This window comes from Flavobacterium sp. 140616W15 (assembly GCF_003668995.1).
Classification (GTDB): Bacteria; Bacteroidota; Bacteroidia; order Flavobacteriales; family Flavobacteriaceae; genus Flavobacterium.
On sequence record NZ_CP033068.1, the window covers coordinates 710,079 to 727,984 of the forward strand.

General features: G+C 33.2%; 10 protein-coding genes. 4 read left to right on the forward strand and 6 right to left on the reverse strand.

Going from position 1 to position 17,906, the window contains the following annotated elements; translation table 11 throughout:
* Positions 1–97: 97 nt before the first annotated feature.
* Both EAG11_RS03160 and lpxD read right to left on the reverse strand, forming a co-directional pair.
* Entirely contained in the window at positions 98–1,726 is a 1,629-nt protein-coding gene (locus EAG11_RS03160; RefSeq protein WP_129537866.1) for an acyl-CoA carboxylase subunit beta, read from the reverse strand.
* Between the two features lie 171 nt (positions 1,727–1,897).
* On the reverse strand, positions 1,898–2,896 hold the full coding sequence (lpxD, locus tag EAG11_RS03165) for a UDP-3-O-(3-hydroxymyristoyl)glucosamine N-acyltransferase (protein WP_129537867.1): 999 nt from the start codon (positions 2,894–2,896) through the stop codon (positions 1,898–1,900).
* Positions 2,897–3,217: 321 nt separating this feature from the next.
* On the opposite strand from lpxD, the gene EAG11_RS03170 reads away from it, so the two are divergent.
* On the forward strand, positions 3,218–4,126 hold the full coding sequence (locus tag EAG11_RS03170) for a phospholipase A (protein ID WP_129537868.1): 909 nt from the start codon (positions 3,218–3,220) through the stop codon (positions 4,124–4,126).
* 42 nt (positions 4,127–4,168) lie between these two features.
* On the opposite strand, the gene prfB is transcribed toward EAG11_RS03170, so the two are convergent.
* Positions 4,169–5,264 (reverse strand): peptide chain release factor 2 gene (prfB, locus tag EAG11_RS03175; protein ID WP_129537869.1). Its coding sequence is split into 2 segments (ribosomal slippage): positions 4,169–5,200 and positions 5,202–5,264, totalling 1,095 coding nucleotides; the frame shifts between segments, so codons are not numbered across the junction.
* Positions 5,265–5,416: 152 nt separating this feature from the next.
* Between prfB and EAG11_RS03180 the strand changes: the two genes are divergently transcribed.
* The gene (locus EAG11_RS03180) at positions 5,417–6,436 is read left to right on the forward strand and encodes a low specificity L-threonine aldolase (protein ID WP_129537870.1); all 1,020 of its coding nucleotides are present in this window, start codon (positions 5,417–5,419) and stop codon (positions 6,434–6,436) included.
* A 225-nt stretch (positions 6,437–6,661) separates the two neighbouring features.
* On the opposite strand, the gene EAG11_RS03185 is transcribed toward EAG11_RS03180, so the two are convergent.
* On the reverse strand, positions 6,662–6,982 hold the full coding sequence (locus tag EAG11_RS03185) for a YbaB/EbfC family nucleoid-associated protein (protein ID WP_129537871.1): 321 nt from the start codon (positions 6,980–6,982) through the stop codon (positions 6,662–6,664).
* Positions 6,983–7,120: 138 nt separating this feature from the next.
* Here EAG11_RS03185 and EAG11_RS03190 point away from each other — a divergent pair, with 138 nt between their 5' ends.
* Positions 7,121–9,181 carry a S9 family peptidase gene (locus EAG11_RS03190; protein ID WP_129537872.1) on the forward strand — a complete coding sequence of 687 codons (2,061 nt, stop codon included), beginning with the start codon at positions 7,121–7,123 and terminating at the stop codon, positions 9,179–9,181.
* A 71-nt stretch (positions 9,182–9,252) separates the two neighbouring features.
* Positions 9,253–10,293: a PLP-dependent cysteine synthase family protein gene (locus tag EAG11_RS03195; protein ID WP_129537873.1), complete on the forward strand. Its 1,041-nt coding sequence runs from the start codon at positions 9,253–9,255 to the stop codon at positions 10,291–10,293.
* Between the two features lie 355 nt (positions 10,294–10,648).
* On the opposite strand, the gene EAG11_RS03200 is transcribed toward EAG11_RS03195, so the two are convergent.
* The gene (locus tag EAG11_RS03200) at positions 10,649–15,316 is read right to left on the reverse strand and encodes a hypothetical protein (RefSeq protein WP_129537874.1); all 4,668 of its coding nucleotides are present in this window, start codon (positions 15,314–15,316) and stop codon (positions 10,649–10,651) included.
* 127 nt (positions 15,317–15,443) lie between these two features.
* Complete coding sequence (locus EAG11_RS03205; protein WP_207209618.1) at positions 15,444–17,900, reverse strand: hypothetical protein; 2,457 nt, start codon at positions 17,898–17,900, stop codon at positions 15,444–15,446.
* Between the last annotated feature and the right edge of the window lie 6 nt (positions 17,901–17,906).

The window sequence follows — 17,906 nt, forward strand, 5'->3', positions numbered from 1 at the left end:
ATTTGAAATAATAACGCTAAGTTACTAATTTTTAACAATATAGTTGTTTTTTTTGAGGTGTAAAAAATGCCTTCTGTAATTTTATTTACTTTAAAAATTATACTTGAATAACCCCAAGATTAAATGGTTTTGTAATAGGAGCGTGGTTAGCCGCTTCTATTCCCATAGAAATCCATTTACGAGTGTCTAACGGGTCTATGATAGCATCAGTCCATAATCGAGAAGCTGCATAGTATGGGGAAACTTGTTCATCATAACGAGCTTTAATTTTTGCAAATAATTCGGCCTCTTTTGCCTCATCTACAATTTCTCCTTTTGATTTTAAAGAAGATGCTTCTATTTGAGCCAATACTTTCGCCGCTTGTGTTCCTCCCATAACAGCGAGTTCTGCACTAGGCCAAGCAAAGATTAATCTAGGATCGTAGGCCTTACCACACATGGCATAATTTCCTGCCCCGTATGAATTTCCAACGATAACGGTAAATTTTGGTACTACTGAATTACTTACTGCATTTACCATTTTTGCACCGTCTTTTATGATTCCGCCATGTTCGGATTTAGAACCTACCATAAAACCTGTAACATCTTGTACAAATACTAGTGGTATTTTTTTCTGATTGCAATTAGCAATAAAACGAGTTGCTTTATCGGCACTATCAGAGTAAATAACTCCTCCAAATTGCATTTCGCCTTTGGCAGTTTTCACTACTTTTCTTTGATTGGCTATAATTCCTACTGCCCAGCCATCAATTCTAGCATAACCTGTTATTAATGATTGTCCATAACCGTCTTTATAGGCTTCAAATTCAGAATTATCAACCATACGCTTAATGATTTCCATCATATCGTATTGCTCATTTCGTGCTTTTGGTAGAATGCCATAAATTTCTGTTGGATCTAAGGCGGGTTTTTGGGCTTTAATACGGCTGTATCCAGCTTTGTCGTAATCACCAATTTTATCTACAATATTTTTTATTTTGTCTAATGCATCTTTATCATCTTTAGCTTTATAGTCGGTAACACCCGAAATTTCGCAATGAGTAGTTGCACCACCTAAAGTTTCGTTATCTATTGTTTCTCCGATAGCAGCTTTTACTAAATAGCTTCCAGCAAGAAAAATACTCCCTGTTTTATCTACAATTAGAGCTTCATCGCTCATAATAGGTAAATAGGCACCGCCAGCTACACAGCTACCCATTACAGCAGCTATTTGGGTAATTCCCATGCTACTCATTTGAGCATTATTTCTAAAAATACGCCCAAAATGTTCTTTGTCTGGAAAAATCTCATCTTGTAATGGCAAATAAACTCCAGCACTATCTACAAGATAAATTATAGGTAATCTGTTTTCCATTGCTATTTCTTGAGCGCGTAGATTTTTTTTAGCAGTAATAGGAAACCAAGCACCTGCTTTTACAGTGGCGTCATTGGCAACAACAACACATTGTTTTCCTCTTACATATCCTATTTTTACAACAACACCGCCAGATGGACATCCGCCATGCTCTGCATACATTCCGTCTCCAACAAAACCACCAATTTCTATATATTTTGAATTTTCATCAAGCAAATAATCAATTCGCTCTCTTGCTGTCATTTTACCTTCTGAATGAAGTTTTTCTATGCGTTTTTCGCCACCGCCTAATTTTACTTTAGCAAATTTTTGTTTTAGTTCAGAAAGTAAGAGTTTATTGTGATCTTCGTTTTTATTGAAGTTTAAATCCATAATAAAATAGTGTTTTTATAAAATAGTGTGTGCTAATTTACGAAATCGATCGAAATAAATTGATATGATACAATTACTTTAATGATGTAAGTCGTAAAGTGTTTGTTTACAAATAGAAATAAAAAAAAACAGAAGCGAACTTCTGTTTTAAATATCTATTGAAATATTTTTTTATTTTTTAGAATCGCAAACTAATCGTTTTAAGATTGCCCACTGTTTTAAAGCATCACGAGCTTCTACGGCTGGATATCCTAGCATTGTTTTACCAGCAGGAATATCACCAGTAACTCCTGATCCTGCACCTACAATAGCACCATCTCCTATAGTTGTATGGTCTTTAATAGAAGCGCTTCCGCCAATGATAACTCCGTTACCTAGCGTTACAGAACCAGCTAAACCGCTATTTCCAGCCATGATACAAAATTTACCTAGTTTACTATTGTGGCCTATCTGAACTAAATTGTCAATTTTACATCCATCACCAAGAATAGTTGAACTGAATTTTCCACGATCAACACATGAATTTGCTCCAATTTCAACCCCGTTTCCTATAATTACATTTCCGATTTGTGGAATTTTAACCAATCCTTTTTCATTGCATGGGCGAAATCCAAAACCATCCGCTCCAATAGTTGCATTAGGATGAATGATACAATCGTTACCAATATGACAACGCTCGCGGATTACTGCTCCTGGCCAAATAGTGGTGTTTTTACCAATAGTGCATTCATCAAGGATAGTTACGTTTGGATAGATAGTTACATTATCGGCTAATTTAACTTTAGGGCCAATATAACATCCAGCTCCAATTCGAACACCTTCACCAATAATTGCAGATTCATCTACAACTGCTCTAACGTGTATGTTGTTATGGAAGATAGGTGTAGGTGGTGCAAAAAGTGCTAATATTTGCGACATTGCTAAATCGGCATTCTTTACTTTTATAAAAGCTCGATTTTCTCCTGGTTCTATCGAAATATCTTCATTAACAATAGCTACACTAGCTTTGGAATCTTGCCAATGTTTTTCATATTTTTTGTTTCCAATGAACGAAATTTCGGTATTGGTGGCTTTGTCTAATTGTTCTGTAGCAGTAATATTTTGTGAAGTATCACCATAAATAACACCATTAATTACTTCGTTAATCTCTTGGATAGAATAGGATTTCATTTATTATGAATTAGTTTTAGGGTTTTGCGGTATTTTTTGCCAAATAAAATCAATTAGTATTTAATTACCTAATTATATTTTGATGGATTTTAATAAAAAGATAAAATAACAATCTGATTATTATAAAAACGTTATTAAATCTATTAAATTGTTGATAGTTTTTAATTTGCTGTTAATAAGTGTTTTTTATTAAATTATTTAGAGATATACGTAGATTAGTAAGTTGATGAGGTTGTGTGAGATATAATATTTTAATGTAAATATATAACCTGAATTCATTCTTTATGGCGTATTTTTATCACAAAAAACAACAAAAAGTTTATGAAATTATTTTTGAATAATAAAATACTTCTTTTCCTATTATTTAATTCTGTGTTTACTTATTCTCAAGTAAAAGATTTGTTTAGTAAGCCCACTAAGCTTCATACAATATCTGAAAGGTGGGAATTAACTCCAGAATCATCAAATGGAACATTTTTGATAACCCCATATAAACCTATTTATGTCTTACCTCTTAATTGGTATAGTTCACCAAATGAACAGCCTTATTCAGGGAACGGTAAGCCAGAGTATGTTACGCCTCCAGGAACCAACTATAATAATCTTGAAACAAAGTTTCAGCTTAGTTTTAAAACAAAAATTTTTCACAATGCTCTTTTTGGGAAAGGAGATTTATGGGTTGCCTATACACAGAAGTCGCAATGGCAGATTTACAATGAAAGTTTATCAAGGCCATTCAGAGAAATCAACTATGAGCCAGAAGTTATCTTTAATTACCCTCTTAATTTTAAATTTTTAGGCTTTAATATGCGAATGGCTGGTGTTGCATTCAATCATGAATCAAATGGAAAAGGGTTGCCTTTTTCTAGAAGTTGGAATAGAATTATTTTTCATCTAGGATTTGATCGTGATAATTGGAGTGTCTATGTAAGACCGTGGCTAAGACTTCGCGCAACAAAAGATGATAATCCAGATATTGCTCAATATATAGGACGTGGAGATATAAATATAATTTACACTAAAAATAAAAGCATATTTACATTTACAGGAAGTAATAATTTAAGTTTTAATAATAACAGGGGGAATGCAGCACTTTCATGGTCGTATCCAATTGCTGGAAATCTAAAAGGATTTCTTTTAGCAACGCATGGTTATGGAGAAACTTTGATTGATTATAATCATTTGCAAACAACGATAGGAGTAGGTGTTTCTTTAATTGGACCACTTTAGAATAATAAAAAACCCAGCACCAGCTGGGTTTAATAATTAAGATTATTCTTCTTTTTGTCCCATCATCATTAAAAATGCTTTTAGGAAAGGGTCGATTTCACCGTTCATTACTCCATCGACATCGCTAGTTTCATAACCAGTACGAACATCTTTGACTAATTTATAGGGTTGCATCACATAATTTCGAATCTGTGATCCCCATTCGATTTTCATTTTCCCTGCTTCTATATCGGCACGTTGCGCTTGTTGTTTTTTTAATTCGATTTCATATAATTGAGATCGTAACATTTGCATAGCCCGCTGTCTATTGTCTTGCTGCGACCTTGTTTCGGAACATTGAATTTGAATTCCAGTTGGTTTGTGTACCAATTGCACTTTTGTTTCTACTTTATTAACATTTTGTCCTCCTGCACCACTAGAGCGCGAAGTTGTAATTTCAATATCAGCAGGATTAATATCAATTTCAATACTATCATCCACAAGCGGATAAACATAAACGGATGCAAAAGAGGTATGACGTTTGGCATTGCTATCAAAAGGGGAGATTCTAACTAAGCGATGTACTCCGTTTTCTCCCTTTAAATAACCAAATGAGTAATCTCCTTCAAACTCAAGCGTAACAGTTTTTATACCTGCAACCTCGCCAGCCTGAAAGTTAAGCTCTTTTATTTTGTATCCATAGTTTTCACCCCACATCATATACATACGCATAAGCATTCCTGCCCAATCGCAACTCTCAGTTCCGCCAGCGCCAGCAGTAATTTGAACTACGGCACTTAAACTATCTCCTTCATCTGAAAGCATATTTTTGAACTCAATGTTTTCAATATGCGATTCTACAGCTTTATAGTGCTCATCTAACTCTTCAGCAGAAATAGCTCCTTCTTTATAGAAATCGTAGGCAATTTGTAGCTCATCAGTAAGTTCGATAGCTTTGTTGTAATCTTCGATCCATTTTTTCTTATTTCTCAGATTCTTTACAATGGCTTCGGCTTCTTTTGCATTGTTCCAGAAATCGGGAGCAAAAGTCTTTTCTTCTTCGTTAGCGATTTCAATTAATTTGGCATCAACGTCAAAGATACCTCCTCAACGCACCAAGGCGCTCTACAATACCTTTTATTTGTTCGGTAGTTGTCATAAATTATTAGTAGTTTTAATAAGATTTTTATAAATAACTCGTTTTAGTGCTTAACAGTTTTGTAATGGGTTAAAATTTATATAACTTCATTGAATTAGAAAACACGAAATACGTAATTTTGTTGGACAAAAATAAGATATAGTTTTTAGAATATGGAAATAAATTTAATTAGTGATACAATCACCAAACCTAGTATTGAAATGTTGCAATACATGTTCAATGCAAAAGTAGGAGATGATGTTTACAAGCAAGACCCGACGGTTATTGAACTTGAAGCTGGAGTAGCAACAATGTTTGGTATGGAAGCTGGGTTATTTTTTCCATCAGGAACCATGGCAAATCAAACTGCAATAAAATTACATACACAACCAGGAGAGCAATTAATTGCTGATAAATATGCACACGTTTTTCATTATGAAGGAGGAGGAGTTTCGTTTAATAGCGGTGTTTCTTGCTGTTTGCTAGACGGAAACCGTGGCATGATAACCGCTGAGCAGGTTGCAGGAGCAATTAATGATCCTGAATTTTACCATAGCCCACTTACAAGTTTAGTATGTGTTGAGAATACTACTAATAAAGGAGGAGGAGCATGTTATGAACTTGAAGATTTAAAGAAAATAAAGAAAGTTTGTGATGCGAATAATTTGAAATTTCACTTAGACGGAGCCCGAATTTGGAATGCTTTAGTTGCTAAAAGACAAGATCCTAAAGAATTTGGACAAATATTCGATACTATTTCTGTTTGTTTCTCTAAAGGATTGGGTGCACCTATTGGTTCGATGTTATTAGGAACTAAAGCGGATATTAAAAGAGCACTGCGAATCCGAAAAATGTTAGGTGGCGGAATGCGTCAAGTTGGTTATTTGGCTGCTGCTGCAATATTTGCACTAGAAAATAATTTAGAAAGATTAGCTGAGGATCATCGTAGAGCTAAAGAAATCGCTGCTGTTTTAAGCACAAAACATTGGGTAGCTTCGATAGAGCCTGTAGAAACTAATATTTTGATTTTTTCTTTGCAACCCAATTTTAGCGAGCAACTTTTGATAGAAAAATTAAAGCAGAAAAATATTTCGATAAGTTCAATGGGACACGGTAAACTCAGAATTGTGACTCATCTTGATTATAGACAAGTAATGCATACTTATGTTTTAGAAACCTTACAGAAATTATAAAAAAGATTCAGAGGTTTAGAAAAGGTGTAGAGAAACAAACGTTCAGAGGTTGAAAGCCTACTAATTAGTGTGAAATATTTGAGGCTTTGAATTCTATATTATTTAAAAGATTATCTATTTTAAAATAGCATAAAATTTTAAAAATCTTATTTAAATAAAAAAGGTTCAAAGTTTACGATGTCGTAAAACTTTTGAACCTTTGTTTTTTTCTTTGACTTTTGGATCTTATTTAAACAGATTGTCCATTCCAGGAATCATTGGCATATCCATTTTTGCAACAGCATCAAGCTCTGTTTGGTTAACATCTGTAGCTTTTTCTATAGCTTTATTTAATGTTACAATTAAATAATCTTCTAATTGTTCTTTATCTTCAAGTAAGGAATCGGCAATTGTTATTGATTTTATTTTTCGGTTAGCTGTCAAAGTAACTTTTAATAATCCGTCAGCGCTTTGTTCATCTATTAAAACCGTGTCTAATCGTTTCTTTGTATCCTCTATTTTTTGTTGGGTTTCTTTAAGTTTTCCCATCATTCCCATTAAATCCATTTTTCGGTTGTTTTAAATTATGGAACGAAATTACTAATTCAATTTTAAAATCAAGTGTTAATTTACATAAAAAAGAATTTAGTTGCGTGTTCGTTTATGTTATTTTTGTACATTCATTTTAAAATTAAAATTCAGAAAATGCCAAATAAAATTGCTGCTCCAATAGCTAAAGAAATTCCTAAGTCATTAAAAAAACATAAAGAAGTTAGAATTGATAATTATTTTTGGCTGAATGATAGAGAAAACCCTGAAGTCATTGACTATCTAAATCAAGAAAATGCTTACTACGAAAGTATGACAGAGCATACTAAAGATTTGCAGAAAGCATTGTACGAGGAAATGAAAGCTAGAATTAAGGAAGATGATGAATCGGTTCCTTATTTTTATAATGGATATTTCTATATTACTCGTTTTGAAACGGGCAAAGATTACCCAATTTATTCCCGAAAAAAAGAAAGTTTAACTGCCGACGAAGAAATTTTATTCAATTGCAATGAATTATCAGTAGGGCATAACTATTTTAAATTAGGAGGCTTGAGCATAAGTCCAGATAATAAATTTGTATCTTTTGCACAAGATGTAGTTGGAAGAAGAATCTATACAATTCAGATTAAAAACTTGGAAACAGGTGAGGTTCTTTCAGATAAAATCGAAAACACAACAGGAGGCTCAGTTTGGGCAAATGATAATAAAACTATTTTTTACACCAAGCAAGATGAGGTTACCTTGCGTTCTGATAAAGTTTTTAAACACAAATTAAATACTGACTCAGCTAATGATGTTTTAATCTTTGAAGAAACAGACGATACTTTTAATGTTTCTGTTGGTAAAGAAAAATCACGAAAATATATTGTAATAAGTTCAGGGAGTACTTTAACTACTGAGTATAGAACATTAAACTCGGATGATCCGGATGGTGAGTTTGTTGTTTTTCAACCTCGTGTTCGTGGTTTAGAATACAGTATTTCGCATTTTGAAGATCATTTTTACATTCTGACCAATAAAGATAAGGCGACTAACTTTAAGTTGATGAAAACGCCTGAAAATGCTACTGGGAAGAAAAACTGGAAAGATCTTATTCCGCATAGAGAAGATGTTTTATTAGAAGACATTGAGATTTTTAAGAATTATTTGGTTGTTGAGGAGCGTTCGAATGGTTTAAACCACATCCGAATCATGCCTTGGAATGACGAACCAGATTATTATTTGCCTTTTGGAAGCGAAACATACAGCGCTTTTACCACTACTAATGTTGATTTTGATACAGATATTTTACGTTATAGTTATCAATCTTTAGCAACGCCATCTTCGGTTATCGATTTTAATATGAAAACGAAAACTAAAGTAATCCTAAAGGAACAACAAGTTTTGGGAGGTGAATTTGATAAAGACAATTATATCGAAGAACGTATTTGGGCTACTGCTACAGATGGTGTAAAAGTGCCTATTTCGATGGTTTATCGTAAAGGATTAGAGAAAAATGGTAAGAATCCATTATTGCTTTATGCATATGGTTCTTATGGAATTACAATGGATACTTATTTCTCATCTACCCGATTATCATTACTAGATAGAGGTTTTATTTTTGCAATAGCACATATTCGTGGAGGAGAAGATCTAGGAAGACAATGGTATGAAGATGGTAAATTATTAAAAAAGAAGAATACTTTTACAGATTTTATAGATTGTTCTAAATATGTAATTGAAGAAAAATACACTTCTCCTGAACATTTATATGCCGAAGGAGGCTCTGCGGGAGGGCTTTTAATGGGAGTTATTGTAAATTGGGCTCCAGAATTATATAATGGAGTAATAGCTCAAGTACCTTTTGTAGATGTTATGACCACAATGTTAGATAGTAGTATTCCGTTAACTACAGGAGAGTATGATGAGTGGGGAAATCCGAATACAAAGAAATTTTATGACTATATGTTGTCTTATTCGCCATATGACAACGTAAGTGCTCAAAAATACCCTAATATGTACATTTCTACTGGGTTACATGATTCTCAGGTGCAATATTGGGAGCCAGCCAAGTGGGTGGCTAAATTAAGAAATAAAAAAACTAATAATAATTTATTATTCCTAAATACAAACATGGATGCGGGGCATGGCGGAGCTTCCGGGCGTTTTGAAGCCCTAAAGGAACTAGCTAAAGAGTTTAGTTTTTTATTAGATTTAGAGAAAATTAAAATGTAATTAGATTTTTTTTGTTAAATTTGCATCCTGTCGAGGTTAATTTAAAAATACCCTCGATTAACTATTTTTTTATGAAAGAAGAAATAACTGCTTACAACAACGTTTTAGAATTAATAGGCAATACACCGCTTATTAAACTAAATAAAATCACAGAAGGGTTAGAAGGTAATTTCTATGCAAAGGTAGAAGCTTTTAATCCAGGACATTCCTCAAAAGATAGAATTGCATTATATATTATTGAAGAGGCCGAAAAGAGAGGGATTTTATCTCCAGGGGATACAATTATTGAAACTACTTCCGGTAATACAGGTTTTAGCTTAGCAATGGTTAGCATTATAAAAGGTTATAATTGCATTCTAGCTGTTAGTTCAAAATCATCCAAAGATAAAATTGACATGCTGCGTAGTCTAGGAGCCAAAGTATATGTTTGCCCAGCACACGTTTCTGCAGATGATGAACGCTCTTATTATAATGTTGCCAAAAGATTGCATGAAGAAACCAAAGGTTCGGTTTATATTAATCAATATTTTAATCAATTAAATGTTGATGCACATTATAACACTACTGGACCAGAAATTTGGGAACAAACAAAAGGTCAGATAACGCATCTTATTGCTTGTAGTGGAACTGGAGGAACAATTTCAGGGACTGCAAAATTCTTGAAAGAGCAAAATCCTAATGTCAGAATTCTAGGAGTTGATGCTTTTGGATCGGTATTAAAAAAATACCACGAGACAAGAGAATTTGATAGTAAAGAGATTTATCCATACCGTATAGAAGGTTTAGGGAAAAATCTAATTCCATCAGCCACAGATTTTGACATCATCGATAAGTTTATAAAAGTAACTGATGAAGAAAGTGCTCATGCTGCTAGAGAAATTACAAGAAAAGAGGGCTTATTTGTAGGGTATACATCTGGAGCAGTAATGCAAGCGATTAAACAATATGCAGAGGAAGGTGAGTTTACTAAAGACAGCAATATAATAGCAATATTTCCTGATCATGGGTCACGTTACATGAGTAAAGTGTTTAGCGATGATTGGATGAATGAACAAGGTTTCTTTGACAGTGTCAATGAAGAAGAAGTTCAAAAAATTGAATTTGTAAAGTAGATAAAATACACTTATATATTAAAAACTCCAGATATCTCTGGAGTTTTTTTGTTTTTATAACGATGTATTAGAATAGTTGTTTTTAATTTATTACAGTGATAGATTAATTAAAGGTGCTAAAAGTTCTTTTGAAATATAAAAAAGGAATATTAAGCAGAAACAAGCGTAGATAGGAATGATTTTTGCAGATAAATCAGTAAGAGGGCTTTATGGGGTCAATATATTTTCGAAAATAAATAAAAGTGGTTTGGATAAATTATAAAAGCTACATCTTTTTGAGGTGTAGCTTTTTTATTCTTTAAATTTTTGAAATTAAAACATCATTTCTAATATTAAACTTATCTAAATTGTGTCATTATCTAAAATTATTATTGTTTTTATACTTATACGTAAACTCTGTCGATTTCTTATCTCCTGGCAAATTGTATTTCATTACTATTTCATAATTACCATAGCGCATAAACAAGAAATTACTATTTAGAAAACGGTTTGCAACGGATGTACTACTCACTAAGCCGTTTACATAATCATTAGCAATCTGATTGTTTAAATCAACCCAATCCTGTTTGTAAAGCAATGGCATATTATACTTAAATGGGAAATTGCCTTTTGTCCAGGATTGGTTTACATTATTCTCAATACTAGTCATATAATAAGCATTGAGCGGTATCGCTTTTGCAGGAATCACTCCTAATTCACTAGTATCTCTGTCACTTATGGCATATTTACCATTTAAAGGATAATCTTTATAGAGATATGGAAAGATATCTGTTGTATAATACGCATCATTTAGTTTAGATTGGGCTGTTATAATAGGCTTATTATCGCTATATGTTACTCCTTGCAATTCAACCATATCAAATGCTTCCTGACTTGAAATTGTGTTGGTTAAATAAATAACATCTGAATACAATACTCCAAAATTATAATTTTGAGTGTTTATCGCATTCATTTTAGAAGTAAAAGTTTTGTATTTACTTGTCGTAAATGAGTAAGATAAACGATCAATACTTCCCTCTGTTTTAGATAATGCATCAGCTTGGTTTTCTCTTACTTGTATGTCATTACCTGCATCACTAATAGTATTTGTTTTTGTCGTAGTTACTGAATTTCTAGACGGAGTTTGTTTTAAATTACTCACTATCGAAAAGTTATATTTCTTGTCCTGATTAATATTAGGAAGATCATAATAGACTTCATTAGAACTAGTATTATAATTAAAAGTCGTAGCTTTTGCATTAGAAACTCCATCTTCATTTACTTTTATACTAGTTTCCCATTTCCCATCTTCAAACAAATAATCCTGACCACGTTTAAGCTGAATGTATCCTTTTGGATATTCTTCTTCAAGGAAATATTTCTGATCTACAATAGGATAGGAATATTTTATATTGGTAAGTGGAATATGATCGGGAGCTCCTCCGGTTGTAAATAGTCTCTCTTCATATTCTGTTGCCACTTTTCCGTCTATTTTTATAGGCTGAAATACACCATTTATCATCTTTTGAAAACTAACCTCTACCTGAACTTTTAATTCCTTGTTCGGGGGTAAAATATCTGTAGAAACAAAATTAGCTTTGTCTTTAGAAGACCCCCATTCTAAGATTCCCTGAATTTCTTTTGTACCATCAAGGACCTTAAATTTTTCTAGTATCACCTTATAGGTAACATCACCTTCATCTTCCGGAATCACAAAAGCTTCATTTACCTTCATTGAAAAAGCGGCTTGAGGTACAGCAAAAACATCTACATCGGTAGAACTTTGTTTTGGAGTCACATCTGTTATCAGTTTAAGTCCACCTAGCGGAGATCCATTCTCAAACTTACATTCTTCCCCTATTTCTAATTTAAAGCGGAATTTACCTTTAATTAATCCTCCTAAAACATTCATATTTCCACCTACATACCCTCTCATCCAAACTGGATTTGGTAATTTTGCCTGTAATAAAACCGCAGCCCCTCCTGAAACAATTGGAATCTTTAATCTCAAGAATGATAATTTGATTCTAATTCCCAATTCTCCTTGCAAGTAAGCATACGATTGTCCGTTAGCATACCAACCATTTATACCTACAGTTTTTCCTGTATTAGAACATCTTGCTTCTTGATAATCTTTTAGCATGATATCAAATCCCATTCCTGCTTGGAAACGGGCATAAAAAAGTAAGAAACTTAAATCTCCCGTGTCAAAATCTAAACTCGCACCAAAGGCCATACCCCCTCCATTTGCCAATGCATTTTCGTCACGCATATAATCTAATTGTTTGGCATCGACACCCAGAATCTGAGCTACAACAGGGGGTGGGGGTGGGCTTGCTGGCAATAATGTACCTGCCATAAAATAACTGGTTGTTTTAAGGTATAAACCAGCAACTCCAATCTTTATACCACATCTGTCATCTGGAGTTCCCATGTACATATACCAATCTTTAGAGTCTTTATGAAAAACTCCCCAAACAGCTCTTCCACCTGGTCCCGTTCCTGAAAGAAAATTCCCTGGTGTATTAATATATACATCTGTTGTGGCATGCATCGAATTATTTTGAAAATCAAATTCTATTGCTGCTGCCATTTTTATACCTACTGCAGCTGATAAATCTCCTGGAATTGCTGCTTTTGCCTCTGGAATATATTTACTAGCGAAAGAACCTTTAAGATCATTTTCAGTTATGCCTAAAAAACTTTTCTTTGAAGTAACATCAGAAGCTACTTTTTCCATTAAGTCAGTAACATCTTTGAGTCCTGGTATAGTAGCCAGAACATTAGCTTTCCCAAAAATGGCTAATCTATTGACTCCACCTTTTGAGTTAAAAGCCATTTCAAATCCAGCTTCACCATCACAGATACTTTGTGAACCAATACTAAAATAAATTAAAGCTTTAATTCCTAAATTTACTTTTTCATCTGGGGTATAACTCAATCCTGATGGGGAGAAATCTCCAATGGCTATATCTTGATTTCTATGCATTTTATAATAGGCACCTCCACCAAAACCAGTAATCATAAACGGGGAACCTTCAGCTGGAGGGAATTTTACTGCGGCGTCAAAATACCAATACCTGAAAGTACTACGTCCAAAAATAGCTTTAGCCTTTACGTTGACAATTTTTGCCACATCCACTTCTAAATCAGCATTAAAACCATCTCCATAGACGGGGTCTTTTTCCATTAAGATAAGATTCCCTTTTATTTTTAATGAACTAAATTCACAATCAATATTTATGGCTGATAAATCAAGACCGGCATATCGGCTTCGTTGCCTATAACCATCATCATACATTTTTCCTAGTATTCCGATTCGGGCTGTGGCACCTGCACCAACGGCATCCATCAAATTAATTCCTAAATCAAAATCAATTCGGGAATCATTTCCGTTAATGGCAACATTTATATTACCAATGGAAACAGGAAAATTACCAAAGGCAACTGTACCTTTATAGCCCATATTTCGAACAGAAATAATAGGGGAGACGGTCTGCAATTGTAGATTTTCAAAAGAAATTCCTTTAAAATCAACCGTAGGTTTTCCCTCTACGTCTTTATCATCTGTCGCTCCTTTATTGGTACCAAAAGAAACTGTTCCGTTTAAATTTGCCTTGGGTAAAAACCGTCCATTAACTAATTTTAGTTCAACTGAACTATTAGGCAGCAGTAACGCTTTTGCTTTCCAAATATCAAAAGCTATTGAATCTTTTGTAACCACAATCAGCTGCTGTTCATTCATGGATATAAACCCATTATATGCCAAGCCAGCTCTATTGGTTTGTACTGGTTTAGCAGGAGTTGTTCCAGTACTTGGTGTTGCGGGAGCTGAAGTTTCTTTTTTTTCTGTTGGTGCTTTAGTTATTGGTAAAAGAATCTGACCGCTTAAATTTGCTTTTACAAAAGTATTTGCTGCAATAGTTACATCAATATGATCTAAGGAATAAGCCCATGATTTTTCCTGACTGGTAATGCCTCGATCCAGTGGGAACACATTATCAGCATAAAAAGTTCCAGATACTCCATATTTATCAATAATAAGATTTTGAGCACCTACACGAAGCCTCTCTTTACTTGATGCCGTATCTGTAGTCTGAAATTCTTTAGGCAAACCGACCTCAAAAGCCTGAATAAAAACTCCTTTCCAAGCTTCTGGACTTGGTACTAAAAGTGCATTTTTCGCATAATATTCTGGAAATACAACTGTGGCATCATTTTTTAAATCGCTTAAGTCTAATACCGCATTACTTACCCAAAACTCAAAATTACCATCAAAATCTTTTCCGTTTCTTTTGTCTTTTAGTGTAAAAGGCTCTAAACTTACATTGACCAAAATATCATTCCAGCTACTTGCCATAAAGCTAAAATCACCTCTAACTCTGTTTGGTATCTGAACTGTTTTCCCGTTATAATAGGTTTTAGGAATCGTCGTTTTTGCTTCATCAACTTTTTTTGTTATTGGATCAATTGGTAGTATCAAATTCCTTGAAAACTCCACGGCTCCAGAAATTTTCATTTCTTTAAAACCATCACAATCAATTGTTACATAGGTCAAATCCTCAACACTTCCAGTTGCCATATCAAAACCACCATATAATGAAACCTGCCATTTATTATCACTAAACGGAATATCAACATTACCTAATAATACTAATTTGGCCTCCCCAATTATACCTCCTTGATGCGATAATTTTACATTATCAGCACCAAAAAATAATTGCATTGGTTGCCCGTCTGGTCCCTTTTGTGGAATATCTACTCTACAAAAAACTGTCAAAGTGGTATACTCTGGTAAAAAAACAGCTTTTGTAATTCCAATAGAATATTGAACATTATTTACGGTATTACGAATCCCTATTGGTAATTCTACCAAATCCTGATTTGAAAATTTATCTACCCAACGCTCAGAGGCTTCAATCTTTTCGATAGCGCTCGAAGCTGCTCCTAATTCTTTTGGTGGTGTAGCATTCTGCCCATAAGAAAAAACAACCGAAAGGATGATAAATAATACCGATAAATGTATTCTGTAAAACTTTTTCATAAGTAAATAATCCTGTTTTTTTGTAAAATAAAGCATAGTAACTTCTTTAATATTGTAGCCAAACTTCTTTTTGAAACAATCTGTATCCCTTTGGCTTATATTAAAAAGAGGCATACTCTTCTGATTCTTAATTATTCTTTAGATGTTTAAAATCAACCTCATCGTCTTTAACCTTTTTCGTTGCTAAATCATGGTAAAACGGAATTAGTTTTATTTTTAACTCTTCTATTATTTCTGGATCTGTTTTATTCTCTTTCATCATTTTAAAGAAGTGATTTAATTCTTGTTTATTAAAACTGGAAAGATTTTCGTTTTTATGAATATCATCTGCAGAAGTATTGGCAAGTATTGAAATCTCACTAAGCATCCATCGATGAATTAATAAAGGTTGTAGCTTTTTATTTTTTCTTTCGACTAATTTTAAATAAGATTTATAGCTAATTTTATCGGTTGCATCTTGTTCACTGACCCCATGCATCTTATGTTTATTAACTCTTCCTAATGCCATAACATAATCATTTTCAAACCCTGCGTCTTTGCGAATCATTTCTTGATCTAAACTCTGTACCGTTTCAAGAATATATTTGTTGTATTGGTCTAAGATGTCATTATTTAAATCATACTTTTTCAGATAAATCAACGCTTTTTCTTTAAAACTTCCATCTTCTGGAGTTAGAGTCGTAAGTGTTAACAAATGTTGCAGTTCATCCGAATCTTCCTTTGGAATCGGTCGTAATGCAAGTTGAAGTTCTTCTAACTGTTTTATGATTTCATTTCTAGTTCCTTTATAAGTCTTGTCTTTGTGCTTTATTTCTAAAATAGGATCTGAAACAATTTTGACTTCTTCTTTAGGCTCTTTTTTGGCTGGTAGTTTTATTTTATCCAGTGAATAAGAATAATTTAATGTAGCAGTTAAATCATTAAATTTCTTCGCATTAGAACTACTCCTGAACATTGAAATAATACTCATATTCAAGTTGTGTTTTTCGAGTAACATATAACTATTGTTAAACTTAACTCCAAATACAGAACTCGAATTCATATTTGACTGAGAATTATTGTAAAGCACTCCAAAATTTGTATTTAGCTTATCTTTGAACAACTTCTTAGAGGCTCCAACGGAACCTCCAATCGAAGAATTACTATTTTGACCTACCTCATTATTGGTGTAATTAAGAGAGCTGTTTAATGCTACTTTAGTTCCGATAAAATTTACGGAATGGGACAAATTATAATTCTGCACAGTACTGGCTTGTCCTTTTCTTATAATACCTCCCTGTTCATTTGCCTGACCAGCAATACTATAATTGAAATTGAAATTTTGATTTCTCTTTTCCCCAAAAGCATAGGACATATTTACATTAGCATTTTGGGATAATTGTCTATAATCTAAAGTATCAGACTGTACTACATTTGGATTATTTATAAGCTCAAACTGATCTAATTTTTTATTTGTGTAAGTAGAGAAATTCGAATAACTACCCGAAATAGTAAGTTGATCTGTTACTGTGTAATTCATATTAATGGAAGCTACAACCCGCTTAGTATCCTGTTTTTTAGCTTTTGCTAGATCATCTCTTTGAAATCCTAAACTGGTAGAAACTGTAATTTTATCCTGATAAAAAGGACGTAAAAAACGTAAAGCAATGTTTTCTAAATCATTATTAAAATATAGCGCGCCCAATGTATTATAGTTAGGATCAATACGCTCGTACGTTAATCCTATGACACTCTTTTGGATGTTATAATCAAAATTAACATTAAAGGCGTTCATATAACTTGTACTTTCTTTGGCAGAAAACAACTTGTCCCTAAAACTTCCACCTGAAAGATTTTTACTTCGAGTATCATCCGTTAAAACAGACAAAGCATACTCAACATTAAAGTTTAAATTTTTTAATAAAGAGGTACTAAAGGTCAAACTATTTACAAAGTTTTCTTTTGGTGTCACTCCCTTATCACTCATCATGTTTAGAGAATTAACATTGTCTTTGGCATAAAAACCAATCCAGCCAATTTTATATTGTGGTTGCTCAAAACCTATTTTTGCTCCGTAACCAAAACGCTGATACACTGGAATTCCTCCCATTGCATTTTCTTCAGAAACGGCTTTAAGTAATTGTCCTCCCATTAAAGTGACTTTAAAAGGGCTTCTTGGAGTAAGTTCCAAACCAACTCCTTTAAACGGAAAACCACTTAAGGTATAAGGAGAAAAGGTCATACTTACATTACCGATATAGGCTTTTACCCATTTGTATTTGGGCATAATACTTAATCGATTAAAATCAAACGGGGCTGTATAACCTAAATTATTTCCTTGATTGGTAATACTATAAAATAATGGAACATTAAAATTAAAAGCACTAATATTTAAACTCCCTGAAAGCAGATAAGTAAAAGGCTCACGTGTATTTGGCATATTAGAATTATAATACATCATATTGGCATTAATAGTACCTGTAACATTAAAATTGGGCTTATAAAAACTCTCTAAATCCACATCTTGGGTATATCCTTTGCTGCAAATACAACAGGCAAAAACGATACATAACCAAAACAAGATATTTTTATTCTCTCTCTTCATTTATTG

Bases quoted from the DNA above. Each gene is read 5' to 3' on its own strand.
- EAG11_RS03170 (WP_129537868.1), top strand. From the start codon at position 3,218: ATGAAATTATTTTTGAATAATAAAATACTTCTTTTCCTATTATTTAAT.
- lpxD (WP_129537867.1), bottom strand. From the start codon at position 2,896: ATGAAATCCTATTCTATCCAAGAGATTAACGAAGTAATTAATGGTGTT.
- EAG11_RS03205 (WP_207209618.1), bottom strand. From the start codon at position 17,900: ATGAAGAGAGAGAATAAAAATATCTTGTTTTGGTTATGTATCGTTTTT.
- EAG11_RS03160 (WP_129537866.1), bottom strand. From the start codon at position 1,726: ATGGATTTAAACTTCAATAAAAACGAAGATCACAATAAACTCTTACTT.
- EAG11_RS03200 (WP_129537874.1), bottom strand. From the start codon at position 15,316: ATGAAAAAGTTTTACAGAATACATTTATCGGTATTATTTATCATCCTT.
- EAG11_RS03180 (WP_129537870.1), top strand. From the start codon at position 5,417: ATGGAAATAAATTTAATTAGTGATACAATCACCAAACCTAGTATTGAA.
- EAG11_RS03190 (WP_129537872.1), top strand. From the start codon at position 7,121: ATGCCAAATAAAATTGCTGCTCCAATAGCTAAAGAAATTCCTAAGTCA.
- EAG11_RS03195 (WP_129537873.1), top strand. From the start codon at position 9,253: ATGAAAGAAGAAATAACTGCTTACAACAACGTTTTAGAATTAATAGGC.
- EAG11_RS03185 (WP_129537871.1), bottom strand. From the start codon at position 6,982: ATGGATTTAATGGGAATGATGGGAAAACTTAAAGAAACCCAACAAAAA.